Origin of the sequence: Novosphingobium cyanobacteriorum (assembly GCF_029436685.1) — a bacterium.
Taxonomy (GTDB): domain Bacteria; phylum Pseudomonadota; class Alphaproteobacteria; order Sphingomonadales; family Sphingomonadaceae; genus Novosphingobium; species Novosphingobium cyanobacteriorum.
On sequence record NZ_JAROCY010000020.1, the window covers coordinates 75,706 to 82,280 of the forward strand.

Consider the following 6,575-nt stretch of genomic DNA (forward strand, 5'->3'; position numbering starts at 1 on the left):
ATCAGCTTAACCGAAGGGGGATTCATGGCCGAGCATTGTCTGAACTGCAGCGAAAAGATCACCGATGGAGGGATGTTCGGCGCGGCAAATCATGCGCTGGCTGAGTCGACAGTGAAGGCTGTTAATTTGGTGCACGGAACGGAGTTCGAGGCGCTCTGCAACAAGTGTGGGAATGATCTGAAGGTTGAGACAGTCCACCAGTTGAAGCTCCAGCTAGCGGCGCTGAACCGCGGACTGGAGCATGCGCTCGCCTCGTTCCCCTTGCTCACCGTAAGCGTATTGCCTGGAGACAACCGCTATCGCGCCCTAGGAATGGTGACCGGGAATGTCACAGTCGGAACGGGTCTGTTCAACGAGTTCAGCCAAGGCCTTTCCGACATGTTTGGAGTGGTCAACCAGCAGTCCGGCATGGCCTTGAAAGTGAACAAGGGAGAGGCCGCGGCCCGGGCGATCATCGTGCAAAAAGCGATCGCGATGGGCGCGAACTGCATCATCGGCGTCGACATTGACTACGGCACCACCACCAACAACGCGGCGACCGTCAATATGCAAGGCACTGCGATCGTTATACCCGACCTTGCTGCCGTGTTTGACGCTCAAGCCCAGGCAATGGCCGAATGGGTGTCGTTTGCCATGGAGCGTGGGCGGATCTTGAAACGATGGCTCGACGGCGACATTCGTCCCGGGGACGAACTCGGCGAGGCGGTGCCTCTGCCGGGCGAGGATTGAGAGGGTCTTAAGGCAGCGCTGCGGGCCAATCCGGCTGGCTGCTCTCGCCCACTTGCAGATATTGCGCGCTCGCGGCAGCATGCATGGCTATGAGGCTCAACTCCATCATCGCGAACCGCCATATCTTTGATGGTCAAATGAACGGAAAGCCGTTGCAGCTGCAGCTCGCGTTCGATCGGGGCAGGGCTGTGCGCCTCAAAGTTGCCAGTGACGGCGAGCGAATGATTGTGGACGATGGCCCGCTCGATGCACCGTGTAACATGGAGGAATGCGGCCAAGTGGACATCGCCGATGTCACGGAAGCTTTGTTTCCAACGCTGCGCGATGTTGAAGTGACCGGCTTAGAAGCGCTGGCATGGAACGGGTGCAGTGTCGGCGTGAAGCTCACTCTAGCTGGCCGCGACTCGTTCCATTTTTGGGTCGATGGTGATGAGCTTCATTGGGGCGACGGTGCGGCGCTCTTAGGCCATGAATGGCTCGACAGTATAGCGCCGAAGCCATCAGAGCGCATCGCGCTCTAACGTCCGCTCCCCACCCAATGTCAGACGCTAAATGCAGCCCGACATCCGCCAAATTGGGTCGAACCTTCTGGTTGATCGGCCCCACTTTCATCGCAGGTTACTCGCAAGCGACGCCGTCCCCATCCCGGTCCAAGCCCGCACGGTAACCAGGTGCACCTGCTCGCAAAGGTGCCGCTCCAGCCGCTCGTGCAGAGGCACAATTCGGATAGTAGGCGGCAACCCCAGGCGAGCTTCGAAATGGCTGAGCGGGTGCTCGCGGCATCGGCATTGGAAGAGGCGCGCCTACTGCACGGTGACAGTGGTAGTCGCCAGTCTTCCGGTTGAAATGGCAGCCCTCGGCATTCAACCCGCCCGGGTGCGCGAATGCCACGACGGGCGCTAATAGTGCGCAGAATGCCAGAGTGACTCGGCCCATCGCCTCTCCTTCTCGCAACTGATGATACGCGAGCGAGGTGCGGCGACAAGTTGTCCCACCAAATCGGATGCAGCTTACCGCCGGCTGGTGGGCGCTGGATGGCCCTGACGGTTTCGGCCCGCGGCTCCCACTCAAATCCCCGCCAGCCGATCAGCAACACGCTCAAGCCATGTCCGCTCTTCATGGAATAACGCCATGTCGCAGCCGCAGAACCGGCAGGCGAGCGCCTCGCGTTTGATCGCTTCCGCGCACCTCGGACATTTCCGCAGAGTGCCGTTGCGCAAGCTGCGCCGGGTCAGCTCTTCTTGGTCAGGGCTGGCCAGCGCCGCCACGATCAAACCCAGCGGCCCAAGGATGAAGGCGAGAAACGCAAAGCCACAGCTGCTTCTCCCCTTGGCCGATGCGATCAGGGCGGCCGCAAACGCGCAAACCAGCCAGACCACTAGAGCTTCGAGAATCATGGCACCCCCGTTTGCCAGCCATGCCGCCACGATACGCCGAAGTTAGGATTTGTCAGGTCCTCGTGGGGTTTGCACGAAGCGCATCGGGGGTGAACTTTTATCAACCTCTCATGGGCTTTGCTCGGACCGCAATGAGCCTCCCCGTGAACACCCCGCCCGGCCGTTTGCTACTCTTTGCTACTTTTGCAAAGCCACGGCGCTAACTCGCGGTCAGCGGACTTGAATTTAATCATCGAGAATCAAACGGCGGCGCATTCCGTTACGCGCCACCTTCGCTTTGCCCTCCTTGCTGGTCGGCCCGGTGCTCATGCCACCATGCAATTTGCAGCGGCCCGAGATGTAGAGGTCGCGGCGCTTGCATGGAGTGCCTGCCCTCGTCCGGGCGCCGCACGTGAGGCTTTGAAGCTCGGCTGGCAGCGTCGGGAATGGTGAGAAGCGCGGTTCGCGCCAGCCGACACGGGGATTTACAAGCCACGCCTGCCAGATTGCGCTTCGCGCCTCGTTGCACCTCTCGCGATATGCGGCCCGCGCTCTCCAGTATCGCCGGTACGCGGCGCGCAGATCGGCTTGGTCATCTGCGGGCATCAGCTGCGCCACTAATCCCGGAACTTTCCCGGCAAGTGATGATCGGCAGACCCCGGCGAGCATCCGGTCGCTGCAGCGCCGACAAGACGAGCTCATAGCGGCCCGGCTGGGTCGCGCGGGGACCGTCAACCTCGAGCCCGTGCACCTCGCCCCGATAGGTCCCGTCGCCCATTGCGCAGATCAGCCAGGCACGTTGCCAGCGGGTCGGGAATGGGATGATTTGCGCGATCGGCCGGGCGTCCATCAGCATGCCATTTCCCCCAGCCGGACGCATCGCGCGCGCGTGCGCGAAGCGTCCCTTAACCCCCACTTGTCCCGCACCTTGAAATACTCCCCACCTTCCATGAACCGCACCACCACTCCGCACTCCCCATAAAGGGGAGGTGCGGAAGTGCGGGTAGGGTTCCAGCGGGTCACGCGACCGCACTTTCCGCACCTTCCGCACCTTTGCTTTCAAGGTGCGGACTGCCACATTCGGACGGGTCGACTACCTTGCCGATCGCGATGCAGGGGCGGGTGTCGCCGTTGTCGTCTGTGCGATGATCTACGACCAATGCGCCGGTGCGCTTCCACTCCTTCACGATCGCCTTGATGCGTCCGATGTCCTTGCTCTTCTTGGAAGCGTCGAGGCCGGTCACCTCCGCCACCAGCTTTCCGATCCAGTCCTTCGCCTGCACACTGTCGCGCCAGTCACGCTCCTCAAGGCGCTGTTGCACCCGGTAGAGGTGCCAAGTGGTCATCCCGTCGAACACGTCCGGCTTGTCGAACAGCGTCGCGACGCCCACGAAGTCTGGCGGCTCCAGGTCGTCGCCATTGCCGAGGGATTGCCCCTCCAGCTTTAGCCAGGTCGTCGTTTCGTCCGGAGCTCGGCTGGCCTTGCCCATGTCGACCTTGACGAGCGAGCGGTAGATCTTGGGATCGGTGAGGCCGAGCGATTCTGCTTCGGACGCCGATACCTTGTTCAGGACCAGCACGACGCGCGCGGCATCGCGCAGTGCCACAGCCCCGCGGCCATCCTCGGCGGTGGCCTCTCGCCCCATCAGCTTGCGTGTGTGGTGCACCAGGATCACGGCGCAGCCAGTCTCGTGCGCCAGCCGTTTCCACCGCTTGGCGATCGCGTCGATTGCCTCGTTGCTTGCCTCGGTCACGCGATGGCTGGAAACGAGAGGATCGATCACTACCACGCCGATGCCTTCGCGCAGGATCGTGGTCTTAAGCTGGACGAACGCAGCCTCGTTGATCGTCGGCCCGCCTTCTTCCTCGCTAGCGGTGCACAGAGGCATCGTGATGCCGGAATTGACGAAGAGCCGGCCATCGCATTCCTCGCGATCGACACCGTGCAAGAGAAGGGTCGCGGCAATCTGGCGGTCGAGCTCCTCGGGCGCGTCCTCGAGGTTGTAGATCCATGCTCCGACCTGTCCCTTGGGCGGCTGGTTCAGGAGGTCGCGACCACTCGCAAGAGAGATGGCGATCGCGGTCGAGAGGGTAGACTTGCCCACCCCGCCAGGCGCGAAAATCGCGGTCACCTCGCCCCGGAGAAGCCATCGGCCGAGCAGCCACTGCCGCCGGGGGATCGATGCCGGATCAGGCCAGCTATAGGGCGCAGCCTTGATCAGCGGAGCATCGTCTTGACCTGAGCATTCCTCGGCATCGCCAAAGAACTGGGCAATCTGCGCATCAGCCAGATCGGCAAAGTCGCGGCCCGAATAGGCGGTGGAAGTCATTGGCTTGCTTCTTTCGGATAAACGATTGTCGCGGCGGAGAGCGCGGCTGCCTTGCGGGCATACTCGTGCCCAGCGGGGTCATCGTCCGCAGCGATGGTTATATGTGCGCGCGGCAGTCTCTCCCGGGCCTTTGCGGCTACTGCAGGCAGGTTGCTGGCGGTCATTGCGGCAATGACAGGCAGACCAGTCGCGCGGCGAACAGCAGCCACTGTGGCGACGCCCTCGCCGATCACCAGCCGATCCGTTGCCTTGCCTGCCCACCAGAACAGGCCTTTGGTCCGCGCACCGCGCACATAGAGCTTTGCCTTGTCGCGGCTGGGCACGATCGACTGCACGTTCCACACGCGGCCTGCATCGTCCTGCATCGGGATCAGCAAGGCATCGGCGCAGCCATAGGCATCCATGCCCTGCCAGAGTCGCTCAGGTGCGATTCGCTTGCTTGCGAGGTATGGGTGAGCGGGATCGGCCGGTTGCGCTCCAGCGAGGCTGCGGCGGGCGTTCTCAGCCGCATGGGCCTGTGCCAGCGCCTTTTCCCGTTCCCGCTCGGCCACCGCGCGCCTGATCGCCTCTCGCTCGGCTTGGGTCAATTCCCGCTTATGTCCATCCCAGCCGGGCAGGATGCCTGCATTGCGCAGCGCATCCTTCACTTGCGCAACCTCGTGCCAGCCACCGTTGTAGCAGGCGACGAGCAGACCATCGGGTGCACCCGGCGCCAGCCGGACGGCAGTCCCGCGGTCATGCTTTGAATGGCCAGGCGTTGGGGCCAGCACTTCGCGGCCACAGATCTGGCCACCTAGCGCCTGGGCGATGCTTTGCAGGGTCAGCATGGCACGTCCCCTCCATCAATCGGCACTGCCTCAAGGCACCAGTCATCCGGGCGAACGAGCGGCCAAGTCAGATCGCAGTCGGGATCGGCAGGCAGGACGGGAGCGCGCCGCCGGCACTCGCCCCATTCCGAATGATCGCGGCGCGTGACGGCGCGGAAGGCGGCGCATTTGCGGCATACAGCGGGAGCGCGGCTCATTGGGCGCCACCTTGCCGGAGATGATCAGGCACGATCCATACGATTGCCTGCCGTCCGCTCGGGTTCGTGCGCGTTCTCCCGGAATCAATGACGCTCTTGGCGGATACGAGTTCGGAGATGCGTGGCTGAATCCCCCAGCGCTCACGCTCGGAGGCTGCGACAACTTCCAGCGCAGTCATGCCGCGCGCCCCGGCGTCGTGGATCAGGCGGTAGGCCAGAGCGCGAAGATTGTCCCTTTCGCTACCCATTGAGGCGAGCGCAGCCCGACTGGTTCTGGCGCTCCTACGCATAGCGGTGCCCTCCGAACTTGGGGACGGGGTCAATGCAGCGCATCGCCTTCACCCCTTTCGAATGCTTCGATCACGACCGTTCGCAGACCGGTTAGCGCCAGAAAGTCGCCGCGCGCCGCACGATAGTTTTCGAGCATGGCACGCATTTCCGACCGGCTGGGCTCGCGCGGCCACCACTCGCAAGACAGCACGCCGCCAGCGACCTCGAATGAAATGATGAACCCTTGAGGCAGCAGGTAAAGCTGCGAGCGAAAGCCGCCCGGGATCGGATACAGGTTCACTGGTCCTGCCCTCCTGCTTGGAACTCGTCACGCTCGGCGACGGTCAAGATCCAATATGGCTTGCCGTCAGGAACGATCTCGAAGTGGAGGCGCCCGCCCGCTTCAGCCGCTTTGCGCGCATAGTGCAGAGCCACGAAAGGGGTTAGAACTTCACCCGGCTTCGGCCAATGGAGGCCACGCCAGGCATCGGTCGCCAGTACGCGGAAGCCGGCGGGGTCCGGTGCAACTGCAATGATCGGGCCACGCTTCATGCCGAACCCCCAAACGCAAGGGCTGCAATCATCCCGGCCAATTCAGGTCGGACATGATGGGCCGCGATCAGGGTTTGCGCGCGATAGGCATCAACGGTAGAGAGGAAGCGCGAGCCGCCTGCCAGCTTTTCGCGCGTTGCCCCGGCCTTACCCGCCGGGGCTCGCTTTATGTGTAGACCGGCGTGCAAAATTGACCCCGTTTGAGGGGTAATCGGCGTCTAAAATTGACCCCACCCTTGGGCATGTTTGAGGCTGTCCGTTTGTGCATACGAACGGCGAGGGCGGGGATGTTGG

Annotated in this window: 10 protein-coding genes; 2 read left to right on the forward strand and 8 right to left on the reverse strand. The window is 62.9% G+C overall.

Annotation, left to right across the window (positions count from 1 at the left end):
• Positions 1-24: 24 nt before the first annotated feature.
• Positions 25-729, forward strand: coding sequence for a YbjQ family protein (locus tag POM99_RS17930; protein ID WP_277279906.1), 705 nt, complete (start codon positions 25-27; stop codon positions 727-729).
• Positions 730-818: 89 nt separating this feature from the next.
• On the forward strand, positions 819-1,250 hold the full coding sequence (locus tag POM99_RS17935; RefSeq protein ID WP_277279907.1) for a hypothetical protein: 432 nt from the start codon (positions 819-821) through the stop codon (positions 1,248-1,250).
• Positions 1,251-1,347: 97 nt separating this feature from the next.
• Here the strand turns inward: POM99_RS17935 and POM99_RS22425 are convergent, their stop codons facing one another.
• The 8 genes from POM99_RS22425 to POM99_RS17970 form a co-directional block, all read right to left on the reverse strand.
• Positions 1,348-1,665, reverse strand: coding sequence for an excalibur calcium-binding domain-containing protein (locus POM99_RS22425; protein ID WP_313792149.1), 318 nt, complete (start codon positions 1,663-1,665; stop codon positions 1,348-1,350).
• A 131-nt stretch (positions 1,666-1,796) separates the two neighbouring features.
• Positions 1,797-2,126, reverse strand: coding sequence for a hypothetical protein (locus POM99_RS17945; RefSeq protein WP_277279909.1), 330 nt, complete (start codon positions 2,124-2,126; stop codon positions 1,797-1,799).
• 225 nt (positions 2,127-2,351) lie between these two features.
• Positions 2,352-2,807 carry an HGGxSTG domain-containing protein gene (locus POM99_RS22495; protein WP_369011643.1) on the reverse strand — a complete coding sequence of 152 codons (456 nt, stop codon included), beginning with the start codon at positions 2,805-2,807 and terminating at the stop codon, positions 2,352-2,354.
• Positions 2,698-2,961, reverse strand: coding sequence for a hypothetical protein (locus POM99_RS17950; RefSeq protein ID WP_277279911.1), 264 nt, complete (start codon positions 2,959-2,961; stop codon positions 2,698-2,700). Before POM99_RS17950 ends, POM99_RS22495 begins: the two co-directional genes overlap by 110 nt.
• A 163-nt stretch (positions 2,962-3,124) precedes the next feature.
• A complete protein-coding gene (locus POM99_RS17955) occupies positions 3,125-4,435 on the reverse strand; it encodes an AAA family ATPase (RefSeq protein ID WP_277279913.1) in 1,311 nt (436 codons plus the stop codon).
• Positions 4,432-5,262, reverse strand: a complete 831-nt coding sequence (locus tag POM99_RS17960; protein WP_277279915.1) for a toprim domain-containing protein — start codon at positions 5,260-5,262, stop codon at positions 4,432-4,434. Before POM99_RS17960 ends, POM99_RS17955 begins: the two co-directional genes overlap by 4 nt.
• Before the next feature lie 516 nt (positions 5,263-5,778).
• Entirely contained in the window at positions 5,779-6,030 is a 252-nt protein-coding gene (locus POM99_RS17965; RefSeq protein WP_277279917.1) for a hypothetical protein, read from the reverse strand.
• Positions 6,027-6,281, reverse strand: coding sequence for a hypothetical protein (locus POM99_RS17970; protein ID WP_277279919.1), 255 nt, complete (start codon positions 6,279-6,281; stop codon positions 6,027-6,029). The genes POM99_RS17965 and POM99_RS17970 overlap by 4 nt, the downstream gene beginning before the upstream one ends.
• Positions 6,282-6,575: the final 294 nt, after the last annotated feature.

Coding starts and splice junctions, on each gene's coding strand:
- POM99_RS17930 (WP_277279906.1), top strand. CDS start 25: ATGGCCGAGCATTGTCTGAACTGCAGCGAAAAGATCACCGATGGAGGG.
- POM99_RS17935 (WP_277279907.1), top strand. CDS start 819: ATGAGGCTCAACTCCATCATCGCGAACCGCCATATCTTTGATGGTCAA.
- POM99_RS22425 (WP_313792149.1), bottom strand. CDS start 1,665: ATGGGCCGAGTCACTCTGGCATTCTGCGCACTATTAGCGCCCGTCGTG.
- POM99_RS17945 (WP_277279909.1), bottom strand. CDS start 2,126: ATGATTCTCGAAGCTCTAGTGGTCTGGCTGGTTTGCGCGTTTGCGGCC.
- POM99_RS22495 (WP_369011643.1), bottom strand. CDS start 2,807: ATGAGCTCGTCTTGTCGGCGCTGCAGCGACCGGATGCTCGCCGGGGTC.
- POM99_RS17950 (WP_277279911.1), bottom strand. CDS start 2,961: ATGCTGATGGACGCCCGGCCGATCGCGCAAATCATCCCATTCCCGACC.
- POM99_RS17955 (WP_277279913.1), bottom strand. CDS start 4,435: ATGACTTCCACCGCCTATTCGGGCCGCGACTTTGCCGATCTGGCTGAT.
- POM99_RS17960 (WP_277279915.1), bottom strand. CDS start 5,262: ATGCTGACCCTGCAAAGCATCGCCCAGGCGCTAGGTGGCCAGATCTGT.
- POM99_RS17970 (WP_277279919.1), bottom strand. CDS start 6,281: ATGAAGCGTGGCCCGATCATTGCAGTTGCACCGGACCCCGCCGGCTTC.